This window comes from Acidobacteriota bacterium (assembly GCA_028874215.1).
Classification (GTDB): Bacteria; Acidobacteriota; UBA6911; order RPQK01; family JAJDTT01; genus JAJDTT01.
Map to the genome: position 1 here is coordinate 85,084 of JAPPLF010000025.1, position 21,178 is coordinate 106,261.

Below are 21,178 nucleotides of genomic sequence, written 5' to 3' on the forward strand. Positions count from 1 at the left end.
ATTGGGAAAACTCCTTACCGCACTCCAGACATGGCTACACGAGGGTGGCTCCGCCGTTGACCACCAGCGTATGGCCCGTGATGAAATCGTTGACCACCAGACCCAAAATGGCTTCGGCGATGTCGTTTGGGCGGGCGAGCCGTTGGAGAGGATTTTTCCTCCGGGCAGCGTCCGCAAGTGGCCTGATCTTATCGATCCAGCGAGTTTCGACGACTCCGGGCGCCACCGCGTTCACGCGAATTTCCGGAGCCTGGCTGATGGCCAACGCCAGAGTCATATTAATGATTGCCGCTTTGGAAGCAGTATACGCAATCGAACTTCCTCTTCCGGTGAAGGCCGAATCGGAGGACACGTTGACGATGTGCCCGCCGTCATGAAGTCTCATGGCAGCGATCGCTGCTCGTGAACAGAAGAATGTGCCCTTGACGTTCACGTCGAAGATCTTGTCCCAGAGCTCTTCGGTCATTCCTTCGAGATCTCTTGGGAGGACAAACCTTGTCGTCGCCGCGTTGTTGACGAGGATATCCAACCTCCCCAGGGTCTTCACGACTTTCCCGATCATCAGCCTTACGGCGTCGTCGTTTGAGATGTCCGCACAGACAGCAATTGCTTGCGAGCCGAGTTGCCGTATTTCAGACACCGTGTCCTCCGCATCGGATCTGGAACGGGAGAAGTTCACGGCAACATCCGCTCCCTCCCCGGCAAACAGGAGAGAGGTTGCCTTTCCGATCCCAGTGCCTCCTCCGGTGACTAAAGCAACTTTTCCCTCCAGCTTACCCATCGCCTTGGCCCCTCCACTTGAACCGATGCCGCCGAAACCTCCCGATCCGATGGCTACTGTTGCCGTCAGCCCTAACCCGCTTGGTGCCTGACTGAAACCTCATCAGGATTTGAGTCTTGACCACAGCCACTCAGGCATCTCGATGATGGAACTCAAACCACCGTCCACCACCAGGTAGGCGCCCGTCATGTACGCAGACATGTCGGATGCCAGAAACAGAGCGGCTTGAGCAATATCTTCCGGCCGGCCGTTCCGGCGCAGGGGACACATTTCTTTAATCTTCAAACGATCCGCCGGGGAGAGACCCTTCCACAATCCGGTCTCCACCGCGCCCGGCAATATTGCATTCACCCGGACCGAGGGCGCATAGTCCGCCGCCAAGGAACGGGTGAGAGCCAGCAAGCCCCCCTTGGAGGCTTGGTAGGCGGCATGGAGGGAGTAGCCCCGGATGGAATGGACCGAACCCGTAATGATGAAAGTGCCGCCACCCTGGGCCACCATGGGGGGCAGGGCACAGCGGGCGATCATCCAGGTGGCTTTCAAACAGACATCGAGGGTGCGGTCCCAATCCGCCTCGCTCGTCTCTGAAGCCGTCCCCAGCACATAGGCGGCGGCGTTGCTGTGTACGATGTCCAGGCGGCCATATCGATCGAGAACCGATCCGACCATCGCCTCCACCGAGTCCATCCTTCCCACGTCTGCCTGGATAGAGAAGGCCTCGCCGGAATCTCCTCTTATGTTCCGGACCGTCTTTTCGGCTCCGGCGCCGTCGATGTCGGCGACGACCACTTTGGCGCCCTGGCTCGAGAACAATCCGGCAGTTGCCCGTCCGATTCCCGAGGCCGCGCCGGTGATCAAAGCGACTTTGTCCTGCAACATCATGGGCGTCCTTCTCCTAATCCCAAAGCGTCGATTCCTGACGGAAGGCGAAGTCCGGAGGCCGGTTTGCCTTAGCTGAATCCAGGGGCTCTACTGGCGCGGCAATGGTTTTCTTTTCACATTCCGACTTGCTTTCAGGCTGGTCCGATCCTGCTCGGAATTGTACTGTCGTTAATCATGGAGGCGCAAAAGAATGAAAAGGAACGCTGAGGAACTCGAGCAACTGGCGATGGAAATGCTGGTGGCGGTCAAGGCCGATGAGGCCAACGCCGCCGTGGTGGCCAAACACCTGGTGTCGGCCAACCTGAGTGGCGTCGACACGCATGGGGTCTGGCAACTTCCGGGTTACATCGCCGCCATACATGCGGGAGAGTTGGTTCCGGCAGCCCGGCCTGAGATCGTGAGGGAAACGAGCACCAGCGCTCTGGTCAGGGGCAATTGGACCTTTGGACAGGTGGTGGCGAAATTCGCCATGGAGAAAGCCATCGCCAAAGCGGCAAAGCACGACGTGTCCGTGGTCGGTCTAGTGGAAAGCCATCATATCGGCCGTCTGGGGGAGTACGCGGAAGCGGCAGCCGCTGAAGGAATGATCGCGATGGTTTGGGGGGGCGGGTTCGGCGAAAAAAGGCCAAGAGTGGTGCCTCACGGAGGCCGCGGCGCCGTACTGGGAACCAACCCCTTGGCCATGGGTCTTCCCGCCGGGAGGGAGCCCCGAATGCTGTTCGATTTCGCCACCGCCGCCTCGTCGGGAGTCAAGATCGTCAACGCCCAGCGGACCGGGCAGGAAGTCCCCGACGGTTGGATCGTCGATAAAGAGGGGAATCCCACCAACAACGTGGATGATCTGTTGGAAGGAGGGGGGCAAATACCCTTTGGGGAGCACAAGGGATACGCGCTGGCGGTGACGGCTGAATGGCTGGGCCGGGTCTTCACCGGATCCGCCCAATTTGCCCAGGCCAATCGCGGGGGGCTCTATTTCAGTCATTCCGGCGCGGCCATGATGGTCTTCAGAGCCGACCTGTTTCAGCCGTTTGCCGACTATGCGAAAAGGGCCGACCGGCTCCGCAAACGGATCCAAGCTGTCCCTCCGGCCGCGGGTGTCGAGGAAGTTCTGATCCCCGGCGATCCCGAACTCCAGGCCAGGGCCGTCCGGCAGCAAGAGGGAATTCCGATCCCGGATATGCTCTGGAGCGAGTTGGTCGACCTGGCAGCCTCGCTGGGTGTTTCGGTCCCCGAGTAAGAGGAGGATGCGCCGCTAGGACACAAAGACGGGCGAGTGAGCCGCCCATGACCCACCGCCCGAGCGCGGGCATCAAGGGGTGATCGAATGGGGGCGAAGCCACCCCTCGCCGGGCCCGATGTAAAGCATGGGGTAGGCGGAATTCACTACGCGCGAATCACGGCAAGAAATCTCCTAAGTTCAACTGGACCTGCACGATCTACCCAATCTTGCCATTGAAGCGGGTCTGATTCCGGCATCTCGAATCGGCCGGAATGCGGTATGGAACGGCGTGAATTCGGGGGGATCAGATGAAGGGCATGGAATAGCGTACACGCGCTCAGCGAATGCGCCTCCGCTCGGCCGGTACAAGACAAGCTAGGCTGTCGACATCCGGCAGGGTGAACGGGAGATCCAGTGCATCAATCTTCGATACGACATACTGTCGTGCCCTCGCAATGAGATCCGAGACGTCGAGCGCCGGGTCGGCATTTGTGAAGACGGGGCTGCGGGGTTTGTTGGCAAGCGGGTTAAGGCGCTGAATCAGTTCCCAATCACGGACTAGGCTCCAGTTCCCGTCTGCATCCGATTGGGCAGCGACAACGACAGCGCGAATGGCACCATCGGCGCCGGTGATTCGATCGCGCACACTGAATACGAAGATGGGATCTCCCAAACCCCGGATCGTGGCGAACGCTGCGGACAGCGCAACGGCATCCCGAACTGCCCGGTCGACAACCCGTAGCCCGACCCCGGCGACATCCTCCCCTTGCTTGGGTTGCGGTTCCCGGGTGAAGAAAAGGTCATAGCGGTCGACAGTGGAGATCAAGAAGTCGTCCTTCCATTCCTCCGGTGGACGGAAGCTCAAGCGAAGGTTGTCAGACTGGTCGGGCCGCCGACCATGCACGGCGAGGATCGCTTTGACAAACGGCACGAGATCTGGCAGATCCACGCGTGGGATCTGGCCTGCCACGGCTCCGAAATCGAAGCGAGCGACATGGCCGATGAGATTACGTACGGTGTCCACGGCGTCCTCACTGCCGAAAGTCGCGGTTTCCGCATCGAACCAATCGTCGAGCGTTTGGCCCCTGAGGGCGGCGGAATCGGCGTCGGAGAATACCTTGGTGAACATGCCTGGGGATGCCATCCCGATTACGAGCTGGCGAATGTCCTCGGGATCGTCCATTGCGCCATGGAATGCCAAGTTGATTCGCGCAAGCTTCTTGTCCAAGAGTTCCCAGATCCGGCTCTCTACGGTGTCCGGGTTCCTCACCGTTACAACATCGACGCGATCGGTTTGGCCGTAGCGGCTCAAGCGCCCAACGCGCTGGTGCAGACGCATCGGGTTCCAAGGCAGATCCACATGAACCAGGGCGCTGCAACTCTCCTGAAGGTCGACGCCCTCGCCAGCTGCCTCCGTAGAAACGAGAAAGCGAACTTCTCCCCGATTGAAACGCGCCGCCGCAAGCCGCCGGTCTTCCGTCAGGTCGGCTGTATTGCCGCGTGAATCTCGTACATCCTCAATGAAGCCGTCGCCGTTGATGAACGTCACACACCCGTCACCGTAGCGTTGGTGCAGCGCGCTCATTAGTAGCGCCTGGGTTGCCTTGTACTCGGTAAAGAAGAGCACGGATCTGTCGGCGAAGGACTCGTCGACCACGGACAGGATGCGCGCGATTTTCGTCTCATTGGTGACCTCATTTGCCACCGCGAGCAATTCCTCGAGTGCCGGGATCTCGTTCGGGTTGAGGTCGACTCCGCTGAGGCTCGCGGCCGTCCGTTCTTCGAGGAGATTGATCTTGTCCAAATTTGCCGAGTTGTCCTCATCCCGTAACTTCTGCAGGCGCGACACATCCTCGCGCGATTCCTCCAACTTGGCGTTCGCGTCACGGAGCCGGGCGAGCCGTCGAGCGAGAGCCCGCCGTACTGCCGCCACGGAGCTCGACGCGAGCTTCTGCATCGTGATCAGGATCAGGATCACCATGCGTCGATCTTGGAAGCCAAGATTGGCGGAATAAGCTTTCCCCGTTGTGATGAACTGGGTGAGTTGCTCGTAGAAGCGCGTCTCCTGCGGTGAGTAGGCGTACGTCTCCCGCCTTGATCGCACTGGAGTGAACAGCAGCGCGCCGGACATGTCCGTGACGGAGTTCTTGTTGTTACGAATAATCACGGTGCGGAGTTTCTCGATCTGTTCTTCGAGAGGCTGTTCGGGATCGAAATCATCGGGTCGTAGCAATTTCAGCAGGGAAAGGAATCCCGTGTCCTTGCCGCGATGCGGGGTGCCGGTGAACAGCACCATAGAATGGACCTTGCCACGTTCCTGAAGGCGTTCGACAAGTTGATACGACAACGTGCGGTGGCCCTGTTCGTCCACGTTCATGTGATGGGCTTCATCGATGAGCACGAGATCCCAGGGCTTCGCGTCGAACAGGCGATCCCAACGGTTGCGTTTGTCGCGCCGCAACGTATGGGCTGAGGCGATGACCCGATCCTGTGTATTCCAGAAGTCGGAGGTTTCCGTGTCGGCGTCGGCGACGTAGATCGAGAGCCGGATGTCGAACATTTCGCGCATTCGCACCTGCCACTGTTCGACCAAACTGGCCGGTGCGAGTATCAACAGTCGCCGCACACGGCCCGACGAAAGCAGCGGTGTGAGGATGAGGCCCGCTTCGATGGTTTTGCCAAGCCCGACATCGTCGGCCACTAGCCATCGCGTGGGCCACGATTCGAGTACGCGTTTGCAGACCCAGAGCTGGTGCGGCAGCAAGTCGATGCGTGATCGGGAAAAGACGCCCCAAGCATCGTTGACTGAACGAATGCACTCACCGAGGACTCGGGTCACGACATGCAGCGCGGGATCGAGCCGTCCGGCGGCCATCCGATCCGCCAAGCTGTCGATGAGTTTGAGGTCGGCCGCCAGACATTCCTCTATTCCGTGCTCAAAGCGGGCAACGACGCTCTCGCCCTGGTCCAGCAGGACTTGTCCGGAACCAAAGCGGGGATGCCGGATTGCCGCGTTCGTACTGAAGGGCGTCATCACTGTTCCAATCCGAGTTGACGGCGCAGATCCGTGTTCGAAGCCACGTGGCGAATAGGTATGTCGAAGGCGCGATGGAGATTCGGCGTAGCCGTAGCTAAATTGGACGCCAGAAAGTCGAAGATGGCGCGTGCCTTCCCCGGGTTGGACATGGCGTCATCCGGACGGTCGAGGCCGAAGGGATGCAGAAAACGAAGCACTTGCTCCGATGGTACCCAGCAGTCCCGGTACAGATGTTCGCCCTCGACAACTTCCAGGCGCACAAGTTCCCGTAGCACCCAGTGGAGACCCATGTTGAGAGGCGCGGGTGGTGCATCGAAGTTTATACCTGCTCCCGTGAGGGCCTCGTCGACTCTCGGTGCAAGCAAGCAAGTGATTTTGTACATGTTCTCCGGACGCTGTCCGGCCGACCTGAGCAAACGAATATATACACCCCGATATCGACTAAGTTGATAGATCGCCGGAAACAGTGCCATCCACCGTGGGTAGGCTAGCTTGGCCAGCGCGTCGTCTTGCCATTCCCGCAGCATCCGCATCCAGGCCCCTGCGTCGTCGGGGGCCTTGAATACGTCCCACCATCCTTTCCCGTGGGCCAGTTCAAGGAATCCACGGTGCTGAGGATCCTGGGTACGACCAAGACTTCGGCACACACCCAGAACCAGCAGCGCGATCCAGTGATCGTCCGATCCCGAATTGAGTCGGCCTGAAATATCGTGGTCACGCCGTAGCCACTCCGGCCAAGCCCGCCTTTCATAGGCAGCGATCACTTCACTGCGCACCGCCGCATCGTTCCACCATTCCGATAGCCGGTTGAAGAAAGTGTCGCCGTCGATTGCTGGTACTGCCACCGACTCTGGCACACGGAACCGGTTGGGAAAGAGGGCACCCAGAAGTCTCTGGCGACGCCAAGGCTCGTCGCAAATGTCTCGGAGCATTTGGCGGATGCCATCGTAGTCCCGAAGCCAAGACGGGCGGGCCTCGATTGAGTTGAGGTGAGAGAGAACGCGATCCTGTAGTCTTCCGTCCAACAGATAGCGAAGCGCGGCGCGTTGAAGATTCTCCCTGACGTCCCGATACCAATCCGCGACCTCAGCGGCATCGACGCGATGCTGCGTACGAAGCCACCGGAACACGATCCAGTCTTCGCGGCGTCCGATGTATGCTGGGTCGAGAATTCGGTTGCTAGGAGCGAAGGCAGACCGCAGCAGTTCGTCCTCAAGGTCTCCGTCAGCTTCGTCCCGCAATAGGGAAGAGTCCTGAAGTAGCAATCTCTGCAGAGGTTGGGAGCTTCCGGCAACTGATCGCGCTCGGAACCTGCGGTGCCATGTTGCGCCATGCGAATCGTTGGAAACCAAGTCCCAAGCCGCCGCAGCTTGGGGAAGGGGGCGCAACGCGTGTAGCCGCGTCGGCGTCAAATCGTAGTCCCAACGTTTTGCCAGTTCCGCCAATAGGTTGGCCGGGCGAACCGGGGCCGGACGGATGGGATCGTCGTCCGTACTCGCGAGTGTACACAATGGAACGAGGAGTCGGTTGGTCTCGCAGGACACGATGCGGCGGCTGCCAACTAATGATCGGAAGTCGTCGTCGTCGATTTCAGCGAGGGCGGCGCATAGATCTGGGTTGTCCAAGCCATCGGTCGCGACTTCCCACGGCATCTTTGGACTCAGCGGGGGAAGCAGCGGTGGAAATGGTGCGGGAAGGCAGGTGGGAACAACCGAACGGGTGGCCATCCAAGCGGATATGCCGCGACCGTTACCATGCAAATGGCGAAGAAACGATGAGCGCAGCCTATCGGGGTTGTCCGTGCCGGAGGCGAGAACTTCCCATAGAGACGACAAGAAGCTCTGACCGTCACTCACAAGCATTGGGCAGTCCACCACCGTTTTCCCGGTCAGGACATCGTGCAACTCGATCAGGCCTTTTCCGAGCACGTCGCCGAGGCCACGGACGGCTTCGAGGGTCGTATTCTCATCAAGCGACACATGGGTTCGCCCAGGATCAAGTTTGAAGGGTCCGTTGACGATGTATCCGCAGGCCCATTCTTCGCTCGTCGGTGTGACGTTCCAAAGGAACGGCACATCCGGAGCGAAGGCGGTCGGAACACCATCTCGGAGACCGAGGGCCAATGCTGCGGTACCCATGTCCTCTAATCCTGAGTCCGCGGGTCGGAACCGAAGGATTCGCCAGGAGCCGACATGGTTAGGCAACTCGGTTTCGACGCCGATCGACCACGCAAACGCACCTTCTATCGGTTTGCCGTCGAAGACGTGGACCCCGGGAAACGGTCCGCCTTCGACAACGACTTCCCGCACCTGCCGTGCGAATACAGGCAACAGGGCACGCCCGTAGGAAAAGCGACCGAACAGCTCTTGGATCAGTTTGTTTGCTTCCATATCGCCCCGCAGGGGCAGGCGAACGCGAGTTGCTCGACGGCCTTCAATCATCCATGAATCGGCACCGTCCGGGACAGCTTGCTCCATGGGAAGCAAACCCCCGGCAATGGAGAACGCGATAAACCCGCTGACCACGGACGGGGACGACGAGAGAAGGTGAACGGACTTGAAGCCGAGGCCAAAGCGACCAGTGGTCGAGGACAGAGAGGCCTCTCCAGGCGCCTCGCCGGGCTTGCCGCTCAGATTCAAGAGCATCATGAAGTAGAGGTCCTGATCCCACTGACGGTCCCGGCCTGCCGGGAAGGCCGCGCCACCGGTGTCGTTGATTGGACGCCCCCAGTGCATTACGTCCAAAGTGGGCGTGGCACCATTCTCGTGGAGCTTAACGACGAAACGACGAGTGTGGCATGGCACCGTCCCTCCTTTGATCTCGGCGGCCTGTGCAAGCGCGTCGTCGGCATTCTGTGCGAGTTCTAACAGCACGCCGTCGTTTCGATAGCCGTAACGGTGCATCAGCACGTTGACCTGCTTCCAAAGGAATGTCTGATGCTTGGGCGCTTTGATGAGGTTCGCCAAGCCGTCCAGGGATTCTCTCTCTATCCTGATCGTTTGGTCGGAGGGCACCTGCTCTCGCTTCCTTTGCGCCCGCTCAGCCGTCCTGAGAGCGTCCCGGAGCGGTCTGCTATCTCTGACATCGAGCTGTCGAAGCGTGAGCGGCAAGTGTGCTTTGATTGAGGCGAGCACGGGACGGAGATCCGCTCTGGAACTCTCCGCCCATTGAGACCACCAGTCGTTCACTCGCTCGCGGTCCAGTTTGAGGTACTTGGTTGCCCATCTCTCGACTGTGGCTCCGAGCAACTGTATGAGTTCGGAACTGGTGCGGCTCTGCGGGTCGACGTCACGCAGATCGACCTGCGTGAAGGGCTCACGGGGCGCAATCCCCAACGTTGAGCCGAGATATGGAACGGGGTCGGTGGCGAACAGTGTGTCGGAGTCGTGTTCGGCTTCCATTTCCACCCACTCGCCGAAGACGTTCACCGCAAGAACACGGGGACCACGCTGGACGTATAGCGAGACCCAAACACACAAACTTGTAAAAGGGTTTTCTCTGTTCGGGCCGACCAACGTGCTACGCATACCTTTAATGCTGACGTCTTCGCCAAGCCATTCCTTGGCCAGCTTCGAGATTTCGCCACGTGAGCCGCTCCCCAGCAAACTGAGGAACGCGCCGACGGCGCGGTGCGGGAGTCGATCACGCCAAGGCTCGAAGTAGGCTCTCAATGGGTCCTCTTCGAGTTCGTCTTTGTCAGCCCTCGGTCGGGCTGGCCGCTCGTCGTCGTTTAATCCGAGTACGGGACGGAGTTCGGAAACCAAACGGTGCCTCCGTGCGACGCCGGTTTCGGTTCTCGCGACGTCTCGGCTCGCGTGCCAATTGCCGTCCTGCGTAGGTAGGTCGAGCTTTGGCAGGACATGCTCGAAAAAGCCGTTGGTCTCTGCGAAACAGCCCAAGAGTTTCCTAAACATGCGCCCACCCGAAGAGTCCTTAGCTGGTCGGCTGGCGGCGAGGGGAGTCAGCATTTCGATCTGGCGTTCGGGGTGAACAGGCGCACAGAGCGACTTCGCCAACTTCAGCAGTAGTTGACGATCCTCGTGTCCCCGGATTCGGTCGACGGTGTGCACGAGCTTCCAACCGCGATGGCGTCCGGCAAGGGGCGTTTCCAGTGCGCAGGCGATCAACAAAGCGTCGACCAGCCTTGGCTTCGAAATGACAAGCCAAGCGCCACCATCTACTTGCGCCACCCGGTCGGAATCCAAGGCGTCGACCATCCTCTCTACTTGGCGCCCGCGTCCCATGCGTCCCAGAATCTCTCGAACCACCGGCTCTGCCATCGGCCAAACCTGCGGATCGACGGCATCGGGGAGCCGCTTGTCGCCGAAGGCCCCGTTCGCGGCTAAATCGTGGACGGCATCGAGCACTTCCTCGGGAGCGATAAGCACCGCCTTCGGAGCGAGACCCTCGCCATCGCGATCCGGCAACCAACGGCTATCCTTCAACAGTCGGCGCAGGTCACGGTCAGGCGACAGGCTCACCCGACCGTCATTGGAGCGCACGTGTTGCACGATCCGTTCGGCGAAACGCCACGGGCTCGAGTGTTCCAACATCAGTTGAAGAACGCCATCACGGTCCAACTCCGGAATGGTGCCGTAGAGATGGGCGACATCGGCATCTGGATCCAGTAGACGTACACCCGCGCGGAGTTCCCCGGGCAACACAATGTCGCTTGTCCTTCCGGTCGAACGCCGTGCACGGTCGTCGAACGCCCCACGGGCCTCGTTGAGGCCCCGGTGCAGAGGCATCTGACGCCAGCGTCGTTGTGCCCTTGGTTCCGCGCTGTGCAAGTGCTTGAGTAAATGCAGTGCCTCCGCCTTGGTTAGCCCCTTCCAGTCCACGTGCCTATTCAGACATTCACCAAGTAGGCGATGAAGTGTTTTGAGATCGTCCTGACCGACGGAAAGGGCTTCAAGGATGTCTTGAGAAAGCGAGCCCACCAACTGCCTGTCCAATGCACACCATGACCGATCGAGGAGGCGCAACAGAATGAGCAGCGCGCGCTCGTACCCAGCACGAACCTGGAACAATTCGGTGCGACCTGCAACAGCCCGCCCGGCGAGGAGCGCACGCGCCGCCAATCGAACATTGGCGCTGTCTGAAATGTTTGAAGCGAGACGACGAAGCAATGGTGTGCGAGTGGCGGCTTCGGCGAACGTCTCGGCCTGAAGCACTGCACGGGCTAAGGCCTCCGGCTCGGGCGACGGCACATCGGCGACGGAGGCCACCGCCTTGCCGTTCACGAACCACACTGTCTCGTCGAGCGCCATAGCGAGGTCCGTGACGGCACGTTTCGGATCGGAAGTCCGTTCCGGTTGTGCTGTGTTTGTACCGTCGTACTCCGGTTCCTCGGAAACCAGACTGGCGAATACCCGGTGGTTCTCGATCTGGCGATGGAGATCGGCAATAGACCAAGCTTCCTCCTTGTCTTCCGGCAACCTAATCGCTCGGAAAAACGGCAGCCTACGCAGACGATCATCTAAGGGACGGGCGGAGCGTAGGGATAGCAGTTTCTCAGCGAGAAGAAGCCGGGAGTGCCGCAATCGTTCCGATTCGCCGCCCGCCTCCAGCCGTTGTCCCAAGGCGGTCAGCGCACAATCCAGCCGTTCCTTATCAAGGTGCGGCGTCGGTCGCGAATCGCCCGCACGTTGCCCGACCGGTAGCAGGAACAAACCCTCGCCGATCACCCCATCACACTCAGTGAACTCGACGACAGCCTGTACAGTGTCCACCGGTGTTTCCACGAGCCATTTTCTTGGGATGGCCATGCACAGAACGCGCCATGCCTCCCGCAACTCGTCACGAGTTTCTCGTGAGGCAGACCGTTGGATAGTGGGCGCAAGGGCGCCTTCCTCTATTCGTCCCGCAAGCCACTGGACGAAAGCCGCTGCCCGAGTGTCCTCCGAACGGGCATTCAGACCGAGTACATGACTGACAACTCTTTTGATCCACTGTAGAGATTGCTTGGACGCAAACGCATCGCCCGGAATGCTGTTCAGGAGGCATTCGAGGTGGTCGACGGTCCAGTCGTCGAGTGTTCCTGCCAATTGAGGTGCTGCGTCATCAATGAACAGCACATGGCCCGCGTGTTCCCGGCAAGATGCCAAGAAGCGCATGCGAACGGTCTTCGGTGCCTGACCCCAATTGGGGATTGACAGGACCGGGCAGGCATCAGCGGGCGTCGCTCTCCATCGAACCCCGTTCGTCGCTACGACTGGGAGCAGCCAATGCCGTCGCGTGACGAAGTGCTTCCGATCGTCGAGTATGTCCGAGCGCACAACTGAGTCCAGTAACCTTCGAGCCGCCCGGTCGTCGACGCCGTCAACCGCTTTGGCGAGTGCAAGTGGCAGCAGAGGAAGCAACAGGTCCTCACATAACGTGCGATTCCAACGGTGGCGCATATCGCCATCCCTTGTGGCATCGCCGTGTTCGTCGGCGACTCCGGGGATGGACTTGCGATTCTGGGATGGCCAGAAGTAGCCGTGCAGGATGATCTCCCACGCAGGCGATGGACCGTCGCTTTCGACGATCGCACTGGAATTGGGCGCGGGATCGTCGTCTAGCGGGAGGAACCCGGCCCAGCGAAGCCGGACGCCCAATTGGTCGGCGTCGCAGTCAACGGGCCGGAGCACCGTCACTGCGGCGTGAGCGAGCGCTTTCCGAGGCACCGTGGCATACTGACCGTTCCTCCAGTCAGGATATTGCGGCCAATCGGGCTCCGATCGGAGGTCGCGTAAGCTCCTGCCATCAAGAGATTCGATTCCGACCACGGACCACTTCGACGATTGCGACGCAATTGTGCCCTCAAAGGGACGCTCGGGACACTGACGATTTTCATTCTGATACCTTCCCAACCATCCCACGGTCTGGCGAGCGACGCGCATCAGCATCACTCTGTCGCTCAGGTCCTCAGGCCTCGCTACACGTTGCGCATCGATGGTCTGAAGATGTCCGCACTGCGCCAACAGGAGCGCCGCGGGCGTTGAGGAGCCAAACCACGAGCATAGCTCTTGAGACCCTGGGCAATGATCACCCAGCCCGTATCGGAGACCATCGGCTCCCCGATCCAGATGCTCGTTGCGTCGCAACGGAACCCACAACATCAGGCCGTCTTCCGTTTCCCGAAGCAGTTCCCTCATGGCGACCCGAAGTCGCTCGACGTCTCTTTCTCCAACTGCGTCCCAATCGGGATGAAGGGGATCCCTAGATCCGCTGTTTCCGGTGCCGGCCCACGGGTTCAGAACTCCGCCTCGCCACACCGACTTCGCGGCACCGATATAGAGAAACGCCTCGCAGATGTGGAAGACGCTCTTGAGCCCAATCCCGAACGTACCGATTTTGGCGACATCGTCCTCCTTTGATCCGCCGATGGCCTTGTGCAACGCCTCACGATCCTTGTCAGGAAACGGCCCGTCATTCGCCACCAACAGTGCGGGGCCGCGAAGCAAACTGTTTTCCGCATGGGGCCAGCCGCGCTCCAGCACCGTGAGCCTGAGCCGTCGCGCACAGGCATCGTCGGCATTCTGAACAAGTTCGCGGAACAGCGTGCGTCCATCCCCGGCATCCTTGTAGACATCCGCCAAGAGAGTCTGGATCGCCTTGACCTCGTCGAGCGGACTTCGGACGATACCGGCATTTCGCCGGACATCGACGTCGCGCGGGTGCTCTTTGTCGTTGCTATCGGTCATGTTCATGGGTCGGTCGCCCGGGCAGCGTTGGCCCTCTCCTCGATCAGGGCGCACCGTTGCATAAGGGTATCGAACGGCTCGTCCTCGTCGAGCAACATCCCGATGGCGAGCATGCTGGCGTAGTCTTCCGCAAGCGCCTCCTGAGCGGCACCAGAGGGAACGAGCCTGAGATTGCCCGAGACGGCGGCCTCGTAGTCGATCCTCCGGCCGCTGGAATCGTTCTCGCGGAAGAACATCGCTTTGTGGTGAGCAACCGACAGGGCGAGTTCGCGGTCGGCCACAGCCCGTGCCGCGATTCCAGTGTTGTCAAGGCGGACGAGGTCGTGCCAGTGCCTCGACCAGCGCTCACCCCGGACCCGTCCCTGAAGGCAGTAGACGTGCATCAAGGTCGCCTTTTCCCAGAAGGTGCGCTCAGGCAGCATGACGGCTGGCCGAGCTTTCGGAAACACTATGTCGGGAAGCCCCGCTGCTGCGTCGCACACGACCGTGTGGACGGAGTGAGGCTCGCCCGTCGAGCGCGCCCCGAAGTCCACTTGCACCTCTGGCCGCACGATGCCGCGTACCTCGAACAGCGGATTGTACCGAATGTAGAGCCGCTCGGCCTCCGCCCGTATCCGCGCCACGAACCCGGTGCGGGCGAGTTCTTCCTCGACCAGCGGTCCTGCCCGTTCACGGACCCATTCGGCGAGACGGGGACGGATCGCCCGGGTCCAGCGCCTCTCCTGACTGCGCGTCGGCGGCAGCGCCTCGTCGCCGACACCGGCGACCAGATCCGAGGCGAAACTACGGATGTCGTAAGTGATGTCGATGTCTTCGGAGAACCGCCGAATCGCCCCCCACGCCTTGGTCAGCGATGTGCCGCCTTTGAAAACCAGATGTCGTCCGAACGGAGCTTTGAACAAGACGTTCAGGGTCGCAACAACCCAGATATCCTTCTCGAGAAGGAAGGCAGGGTGTGGGCTTTCGGCTTGGGCCTTCCGCAGGGCGAAGCGGCGCTCTTCGACTGAGAGATGCTGAAACCGAATCTCACCCATGCGCGAGACGTGTACTCAGCGGCTCCGCCATCCACCGGGGCATGACGGCTCGCGCGGCTGCAAGCTCGTCGATATCTTCCTGAGTGAGCTTGGGCAGAACAACGTCGAGGCCACTTTCGACCTCATGGGGACCAAGCCATGCCAACGCGCGGATGACTACTCCCGCCATCCGACGCGGGGCCGCCAACTGCCAGCGCGGCGCGTGGCGTAGCTCCACGGGGTGCTTGCCGAAGAGCAATCGCCGACTGCGGCCGGAAGTGAGATAGACCGAGCGGACCGAATTCTGGGTCGTCAGGCCAAGCCAGTTGGCCGCGCCGCCTCCATTCGGAACGATGGTCTCGCCCCAGAGTTCCGAAAGCGACTGGAGCGCCTTGTCAACGCTCGGTGCACAGCGCCCGAACCGGGTTTCGATCGGGCGCATGTAGATGCCTTGGCAGATCCGCAAGAGGCGCCGGGAGCGAGCCAAGCGCGACAGAGCCTGGTTCACCGCCCCGCGCCTGCCAAGATGAAGCAGGGCGCCCGGACAGATCGGCGTGGCTTCGGGCGAGGCCTCCGCGTACTCCATGATCCGTTCAGCCACACTCTTCATGGCGACTCTCTCCGTCACAAATGCACCTACTAATATAACAGAGCGCCGTGGTGCTCGGAGCAATCGGAATCAAGGTAGCCAAGGCGACGGTGTGCCGCCCCACCGGAGTCCGCGCAACGCGGGATGAGGGCGCCATCCCCGCGTGCCCTACAGCATTCTGGAGATCCAGACAGGTCGGCCGACGACGCGGATGTTCTCCACTACAACCGCCGGATTCCGGGACGGTCGAATGCCGTGACGACTCTTGCCACGGGCTGTCAACGATGCCCGGAATGCCGCCAGTCCCGGGCGATTTTCTCCAGGCTCTTGCCCTTGGTCTCGGGCACGAATTTCCAGCCGAAGACAAAAGCCAAGAGGCAAGTCAACGTGAAGATCCAGAACACTGCCGCTGGAGAGCCGAAGCGCTCCTCCGACAACTCCAGGAGAACCGGAAAGGCGAGAACACCCGAATAGTTGGCGATCCATAGGCACATGGTCGCAATGCTGACTGCCCGGGCCCGCACTCGGGTGGGCAGGACCTCCGACATCATGACCCAGGCCAAGGGGCCGAGACCGATGACGTGAGGCCAGGCGCACATCAGCACCGCCCCAACCACGACAAACCCGGTGAGGTTGAAGTGAAAGATCGCGCCGAGCAGCGTGACGCCGAAAACCATCCCCAACGATGTCACGAGCCAGATCGGCCGGCGGCCGACGCGATCCACAAGCGACATGGAGACGAGAGTCAACCCGATGTTGATTCCGTTGACCATGGCGTATTGGAAGATGGCGTCGCTGGCATCTGCGAATCCAGCTTTCAGGAGCAGGATCGGAAGGTAGGAAGCGACGACACTCCAACCGGTCCATTGACTGAAGACGGCCAGCAGCACGGCTACGGCAAAGGCGGTCCGGATTCCGGGCTTCAGCAATTCGGAAAAGGCGCCCGTCTCCTCGGCCAGCGATTCCCGAATCTCCTGGAGCAGTCCCTCCGCTTTTTCCCGCCCGTTGATTCGAGCCAGGACTCTTCGAGCTTCCCGGTAGCGGTTTTTCTGGGCCAGCCATCTCGGCGTCCGTGGTGTCAGGGTCAACAGGACTCCGAAGACCAGGATGGGAACCAGCTCGGAAGCGAACATCCAGCGCCAAGCCTCGAAAAAGGCAAGGTAGTAGGCCACCAGAGTGGCGGAGAAGGCCCCGACGACAATGGCCAGTTGGTACATCATCACCAGTCGGCCCCGGAGGCGCGCGGGAGCAATCTCAGCCAGGTACATGGGCGAGGCGACGCTGACGAGGCCGCACCCGATTCCGCCGATGACGCGAAAAAAATTGAATTGATCGATGGTCTCAGGCAACGCTGTGCCAATGGCGCTGATCCCGAACAGGAGATTCGCGGCGATCAGTGTTCGCTTGCGGCCCAGCAGGTCACAGAGCCGCATTCCCGCTATCGGCCCGGCAATACAACCAATGACGGCGCTGGCCGTGGTGAATCCCAATCCCGCAGCGCTGAGGCCGAATTCCTCTTTGAGGAATATGACCGCCCCCGAGATCATCACCAGGTCATAGCCGAACAGGAAGCCGCCCAGGGCCGCCACAAACGAAACGAATACGACGTAGAGAATTCTCTTTTCCTCTCACAACCCGAGGATGCGGGCGGCCGTCCCGCCCATGATTTGGGACAGGTCCCCAGGACCCAGGAACCGGCAGTATTTCTCGATCCAGTCCCGGGACTGACGGTAGGTGCAGAAGCGGTTCTGGAAGGGCATGTCGGTGCCCCAGAGCAACTGGCCGGAACCGACGTGTTCCACCATCGCCTCCAGGGTGGGCCACACTTCCCGGTAGGGGTAGTCGAAGAGATCGCCGAGCCGCACCGGAAAGCTCACCTCCAGATTGCATTTCGGGTTCCGGAAGGGTTGCCAGATGTCCTGCGGCAGGCGGACCCCGTCCCCGTCCAGAAACACGCGCCAAGGAAAGCCGTGGGTGAGACTGCACACCGTGTCCGGGTAGCGTTCCATCCAGCGCATCAGGATCCCCAATTCCTTGAGATACCCGCGGCGTTGGTCCTCCACGGAGACGGCGCCCGGTCCCGTGCCCAGGGTGAAGAAGACCGGAACCTTCCAGGAGCCAGCCGCTTCCCAGAAGGGCCGGTAGGGGCCGTCGTCCCAGGGAGCGCTGCTGCCCAGGTAACCCAGAGGGGGAATGAACTTGATGGCGTGAAGGCCGAGCTTGTTGATGGCCGTGTCCAGTTCCCGGATGACGGCGTCGGTCTCCGATGGAATCCGCCATTCGTCCACCGGGGCCATGGAGCGCAGGCGGTCCGGATACAGGCGCACGCTGTTTGCCAGGTAGCGGCTGTCGCGGATCAACATGGGGTCGGTGTGCAGCAGTGTCACGTCCACGCCTGCGTAGTCCATCTCGGCGATGAGGCTGTGGGGCGTGAACTCCAGGTCTCTCAGGTTGGGAGGGTAAAACTGCTTGGTGAAGTCCTCTCCGTCGACGGTCCAGACCACCCGGCCCCGCTCGCGATCCACCCGAAAGTTCACGTCGGGCAGATCGGACAGATTCTTGAATCCCCCCGGCGCCAGGGGCTTGGACGAGGCCGGGGCCCGGTCCCGAACCCGCCAGGCCGGCTGATGATGTCCCGCGTGGGCCGCCTGGATCCAGGCCAGATGTTCTTCGGGACTGGAGTGCCCTGCCGGCTCGTCTCCCGGCGGAAACACGTAGGCGTGTGAGTCGACGATCATGGGCCTTTCCTTTCGCGCCGGGTTGCCGCCTTCCGGCCGGTCGCTCCCGGGTTGGCGGTTCCGCTTTTCGGACGTCTGGCTGAGGCAGGACCCGGTGAGGAGACCCGCCGCCAATCCAGCCGCCCCTTTGATGAAATCCCGTCGTCCCGGCATGGTCTTCATCCAATCGCTCCAAACCGGATCATATCCGACTCGTGAATAATGGTGGAGACGACGTCGGGGAACGGCAATGCGTCCTCTCTTCTACCTGGAACCCGTTCGCACCCACGTCATTCGGCTTGCTACAATGCCCGGCACTTTCTCACTGGAGGTCACAGGACCGAGAGAATCGGTTTCAGTGAAAAATCGCAAGCGTTCACTGTCGAAAACTGACCCGACATGAATGCCGAATGGCGCGATCCAGCGGAACTTCGACCATGCTTCTAAGGAACGGAACCCTGCCCCTCTTGACGCTGATCCTGATCGCGTCCTGCGCTGATCCCGGAGACGGCAAATCCAAGACCGAGCCTGCCGCTCAGCATACGGAATCCGAAATTTCGGAAGCCATCTATCTGAGCGACCTGGACCGGTTTGAGCCCCGGTCCGCCCTCTCGCGGAAGTGGCAACACGGCACGTGGCGCCTGGCCGACTACACCGCCGAACGGGATGCCGAAGAGATCGACATCACGTCGATACATGACGCCTTTCGGCAACAACCCGATCCCGGCCGGACCTTCTCCGGCACGCTGCTGCTGGCCATGCACGACAGTCGAGCTCCGGAGATCACCTACTCCCTGGACCGCACCGGCTGGCATCGAATCTACATCGGCATCTATCAGAAACCGTTCGAAGGGACCAAAGCGATCGACGTCCGACTTTCTCGAGACGCGTCCTTTACGACCTTGGAGGGATACGCGGGAGGCAAGGATCACCAGGAGAACCGGCTTTACGAGGTGTATTGGAAGACGGCCGACCTGACGGGGCAGGCCATGCATTTCCGCCAGATCACCTTTCCGCAGATTCGCGAAGCGTGGGTGGCGTTCGTCAAACTGGTGCCTTTGTCGGAGGAGCAGGTTCGGGAGTTCGAAGCGGATCGCCGCAACCCGGAACACAAGAGGCTGTTCGTTCACATCGATCCCGGGATCTCCAACGAATCGGGCGACGAGGAGACTCTCCTGTCTCTTCTGGACCCGCTCCGCCATGGGGACGTGGCCCGCCTCTACTGGGAAACGGGCATGGGGGACCGCGTCTTCTATGCCTCCAGTATCGGCAGGCGTCCCACGGAGACTCGTGACCACGGAGACGATCCGGACAACCCCTTTTACGGCCGCGCCTATGACGGGGTCGAATCCAAGACCTGGCGGGCCTACCGAAAGACCGGGGTCGAACCCTTGGAAGTGGCGGTGGAATTCGCGCACCAGCATGGCATCGAGCTTCACGCCGCCTACCGGGTGGCAGGCTTTCACTTCCCGGTTCCTCATTATTCGGAAACCAAGGGCAGCTTCTTCGAGCAGCATCCGGAACTGGTATGCGTCGATCGCGAGGGGAACCCGCTGCCCCGGATCTCCTACGCCTTTCCCGAAACTCGAAAGTACGTTCTGTCCCTGCTCCGGGAGACGGCGTCCAACTACGCCATCGACGGCGTGGCCCTCCTCTACAATCGCCGTCCGCCGCTATTGGCCTATGAAGCTCCCATCGTGGAAGGATTCCAGGCCGAATACGGGGAGGACCCGCGCAAGCTGGATTCTCTGGACGAACGCTGGCTCCGGTACCGGTCCACCTTTCTGACCCGGTTCATGCGGGAGTTGCGGGCGATGCTGGACGAAGTGGCGCGTGAACAGGGGCGCAGCCGGCTGGCGGTGACCGCAGTCGTGTGCCGGCCGGGTGAGAATATCCTTCATGGCATGGACCTGAAGACCTGGGTCCGGGAGGGCTTGGTGGACACGCTGATCCCCTATTCCTCCTCGGTCCGGCTGAACAGCTTCGTGCCCGCCTGGGACGATCCACGGGATGTCGAGCACTTCGTCTCCCTGGTCGAGGGGACCGATTGCACGCTGGCGCTCAACATGATGCCCCGATCGATGACTTCGCGTGAGTACTACGACATGGCCTACCGCCTGTATCGGTCCGGCGTTGAGCGCTTCTTCTTCTGGGACGGCCTGGGGCGGACCGGCGGAGTGGGCCGGTGGCGCCGGGCGGCTCGCATCGGGCACCGTTCCGAGGTGGAGGAATGGTTCAAAAAGGGAAAGCCCAGCCTCCTCCCGGCCGCTTCACGCCTGTGGATTCTGGACGGATGGGATCTCAGATTGGAAACTCCCGGATAGAGGACAAGACTCATGATAGCGCGCAGACAGTTCCTCGCATTCATGGCCGCCGCCCCGGCGATGGGCAAGATCCCGGTGCGCGACGCCGGACGGGTGGAGACGGTCATCAAGACCCCCGGTCCCCACCCCAACGGTCTGCAGGCCACGCGGGAAGGCCTCTGGATCATTGACGGGGACGACGGCCGCGTCTTCCTCGTCCGCTACGAAGACGGCAAGGTCCTTCGCGGCTTCGAGACCGAGTGCGTGAAACCGAGCGGAATCACTTTCGACGGCGAGGCGATCTGGATGGCGTCGACCTACAGCCGGGAGATCATCCAGGCCGACGCGTCCAACGGAAAGACGATTCGGAAGTATTTCACGCCCGGGGCAGGTGTGATCTACAGAATGCCTTCGGATGCGCCCCACCGATCGAGTCCGCTCCTGCCTCCGCCGGAGCCATCGCCGGGCGAACAGTCCGCGCCCAGCGCCTACGATGCCAGTCCCCGTGACGGAACCGGAGCTCACGGTCTCGAGTGGCAGGACGGCAAGCTCTGGGTGGCGGTCCCGCCGTCACGGATGATCTACCGCATCGATCCCGCGAGCTGGATCGTCGAGCAACGCTTCCCCAGCTCCGGCAACCGTCCCCATGGGATCGGTTGGGCAGGGAACCATCTTTGGTGCGCGGACACCAACCAGTACGCCTTCTTCAAGCACGATCCCGAAACCGGCGAGATCGTCGAGAGAGTCCAGCTCGCGGACGACGACCCGATACCTCACGGGATGTCCATCCGGGACGGCGTCCTGTGGTATTGCGACGACGTCGGCATCGTCTGCCGGATGGAGATTTAGGAGGGGCAATCTCTAGTTCTGACTGCCTCCAAGTCACTACAGAAGGTTAAGGAAGGTCTGATTAAGTCGAGTCAGCGTTCTGCACGATAATTCTTCCATC

11 protein-coding genes are annotated in these 21,178 nt (G+C 61.1%); 3 read left to right on the forward strand and 8 right to left on the reverse strand.

Features of this window, described 5'->3' with window-relative positions; translation table 11 throughout:
• Positions 1-34 precede the first annotated feature (34 nt).
• Both OXT71_04960 and OXT71_04965 read right to left on the reverse strand, forming a co-directional pair.
• A complete protein-coding gene (locus tag OXT71_04960) occupies positions 35-781 on the reverse strand; it encodes an SDR family oxidoreductase (protein MDE2925732.1) in 747 nt (248 codons plus the stop codon).
• A gap of 102 nt (positions 782-883) precedes the next feature.
• On the reverse strand, positions 884-1,663 hold the full coding sequence (locus OXT71_04965) for a glucose 1-dehydrogenase (GenBank protein MDE2925733.1): 780 nt from the start codon (positions 1,661-1,663) through the stop codon (positions 884-886).
• 190 nt (positions 1,664-1,853) lie between these two features.
• On the opposite strand from OXT71_04965, the gene OXT71_04970 reads away from it, so the two are divergent.
• Positions 1,854-2,900 carry an Ldh family oxidoreductase gene (locus OXT71_04970; protein MDE2925734.1) on the forward strand — a complete coding sequence of 349 codons (1,047 nt, stop codon included), beginning with the start codon at positions 1,854-1,856 and terminating at the stop codon, positions 2,898-2,900.
• Positions 2,901-3,219: 319 nt separating this feature from the next.
• Here the strand turns inward: OXT71_04970 and OXT71_04975 are convergent, their stop codons facing one another.
• From OXT71_04975 to OXT71_05000, 6 genes are all read right to left on the reverse strand, one after another.
• Positions 3,220-5,916 (reverse strand): DEAD/DEAH box helicase, encoded by a 2,697-nt coding sequence (locus OXT71_04975; protein MDE2925735.1) that lies wholly within the window; start codon positions 5,914-5,916, stop codon positions 3,220-3,222.
• A complete protein-coding gene (locus OXT71_04980; GenBank protein ID MDE2925736.1) occupies positions 5,916-13,613 on the reverse strand; it encodes a hypothetical protein in 7,698 nt (2,565 codons plus the stop codon). Before OXT71_04980 ends, OXT71_04975 begins: the two co-directional genes overlap by 1 nt.
• A complete protein-coding gene (locus tag OXT71_04985) occupies positions 13,610-14,641 on the reverse strand; it encodes a nucleotidyl transferase AbiEii/AbiGii toxin family protein (protein ID MDE2925737.1) in 1,032 nt (343 codons plus the stop codon). The genes OXT71_04980 and OXT71_04985 overlap by 4 nt, the downstream gene beginning before the upstream one ends.
• Positions 14,634-15,230, reverse strand: a complete 597-nt coding sequence (locus OXT71_04990; GenBank protein ID MDE2925738.1) for a DUF6088 family protein — start codon at positions 15,228-15,230, stop codon at positions 14,634-14,636. The genes OXT71_04985 and OXT71_04990 overlap by 8 nt, the downstream gene beginning before the upstream one ends.
• A 257-nt stretch (positions 15,231-15,487) precedes the next feature.
• Positions 15,488-16,825: a sugar porter family MFS transporter gene (locus OXT71_04995; GenBank protein ID MDE2925739.1), complete on the reverse strand. Its 1,338-nt coding sequence runs from the start codon at positions 16,823-16,825 to the stop codon at positions 15,488-15,490.
• A gap of 12 nt (positions 16,826-16,837) precedes the next feature.
• Entirely contained in the window at positions 16,838-18,109 is a 1,272-nt protein-coding gene (locus OXT71_05000; GenBank protein MDE2925740.1) for an amidohydrolase family protein, read from the reverse strand.
• A gap of 254 nt (positions 18,110-18,363) precedes the next feature.
• Between OXT71_05000 and OXT71_05005 the strand changes: the two genes are divergently transcribed.
• Entirely contained in the window at positions 18,364-20,250 is a 1,887-nt protein-coding gene (locus OXT71_05005; protein ID MDE2925741.1) for a family 10 glycosylhydrolase, read from the forward strand.
• 12 nt (positions 20,251-20,262) lie between these two features.
• The gene (locus tag OXT71_05010; protein MDE2925742.1) at positions 20,263-21,078 is read left to right on the forward strand and encodes a hypothetical protein; all 816 of its coding nucleotides are present in this window, start codon (positions 20,263-20,265) and stop codon (positions 21,076-21,078) included.
• Positions 21,079-21,178 lie beyond the last annotated feature (100 nt).